General features: G+C 76.8%; 1 protein-coding gene and 1 pseudogene. One reads left to right on the forward strand and one right to left on the reverse strand.

What is annotated here, in order from left to right; genetic code table 11:
* The first annotated feature begins 295 nt into the window (after positions 1-295).
* Positions 296-694 (forward strand): hypothetical protein, encoded by a 399-nt coding sequence (locus B7767_RS40795; protein ID WP_256923752.1) that lies wholly within the window; start codon positions 296-298, stop codon positions 692-694.
* A gap of 112 nt (positions 695-806) precedes the next feature.
* Here the strand turns inward: B7767_RS40795 and B7767_RS40800 are convergent.
* Positions 807-1,245, reverse strand: a pseudogene (locus B7767_RS40800) (SWF or SNF family helicase); the annotation flags it as partial.

The raw sequence follows: 1,245 nt of genomic DNA on the forward strand, positions 1-1,245 counted from the left end.
ATCACGCGCGGTGGCACGTGTCCGGGCCGACACGGGACCTCCCGCCGGCGACGTCCCGCGCGCGATGGCGCGGCTCGAGCCGGCTCGGTGCGCATCCCGCGGGTGCGCCCTCGCGCGGTACGACCGTGCGGCGCACGAGCGTGACACGGGTCGGGCCCGTCGCGCGGACGCTGCTGTTCTGGGCGCGCGCTCCGCGTGGGGTACGCCGTCCTCATGGCGCCCGTGCCCTGAGTCCGTATCAACTTCCGCGCGGTGTCCTCGCGCGGACCCCGTGTGCGCGGCGACGATGGTGTGTATGGCCATGCCACCCGTACCGCCCCGGCCGCCGGACGGCGGCAGTTTCGGACCGCCCGCGAACGACGGCGTGCCGCCGCCCCGCCCTCCCGGACCGCCCGGCGGGCGCAGGGCCGTGCTCCTCCTGCTCGCCGTGGTGGTCGCCATCGCGGCCGCGTCCCTCGTCGTGCTGATGGCCACGGGCGACGACGACTCGCCGGACAAGGAGCCCACCGAGAGCAGCACGGGTACCGGCGGCTCACCCGCTCCGTCGCCGGGCATCCCCTCCGAGCTGCCCAGCGGTCTCCCGAGCCGGCTCCCCTCCGGATTCCCCACGGAGCTGCCGTCCGAGCTCCCGAGCGAGCTGCCGAGCGGCCTGGAGTCGCTCCTGCCGTCCCTGGGCGACGTGGAACTGCCCTGACGGCACCGCACGAGACGCGGTCACTCCCCGGAGAGGCCTTCCGCCGAGGCAGCCGCCGGGCCCCGGCGGGAACTCCCGCCGGGGCCCGGCGACCGTGTTCCTCGCGGTACGGCTACCGGGTCCGGTCGTGGTCTTGGTGTGACGACGAACTCGTGGGCGGCTGCCTTTCGGGTGCGCGCTCCGCCGAGGCCAGGGCCGTCGCCGGGTCCTGGGAGGAATTCCCTGCCGGGGCCCACCGGCCGCGTTCCTTGCGGTACGGCCACCAGCGTCCCTCGCGGTCCAGGCGCAGCTGGACGGGTGCGCCGGCCACCGTCCACCGGTTGGCCCGGGCCCGGAGCACCGGCCGTTCGTCCTCGTCCCACGCCGAGTCGAGAGCGGCACGCGCGCGTGCCAGCCGTTCGCCGTCCACGGTCCACTCCTCGTCGAGCACGGCCAGGGCCGCCGTACCGCCGTGCCGCCAGGCCCGTACGGCCACGGCCAGCCCTTCCCGGCCGCGTCCCGACCCCTCGGCGAGCCGTTCCCCCACCGCGCGGCCGGGCTCCCCGGCGGCC

Source organism: Streptomyces sp. 13-12-16 (assembly GCF_002114215.1).
In the GTDB taxonomy this organism is placed as follows: domain Bacteria; phylum Actinomycetota; class Actinomycetes; order Streptomycetales; family Streptomycetaceae; genus Streptomyces.

Bases quoted from the DNA above. Each gene is read 5' to 3' on its own strand.
- B7767_RS40795 (WP_256923752.1), top strand. From the start codon at position 296: ATGGCCATGCCACCCGTACCGCCCCGGCCGCCGGACGGCGGCAGTTTC.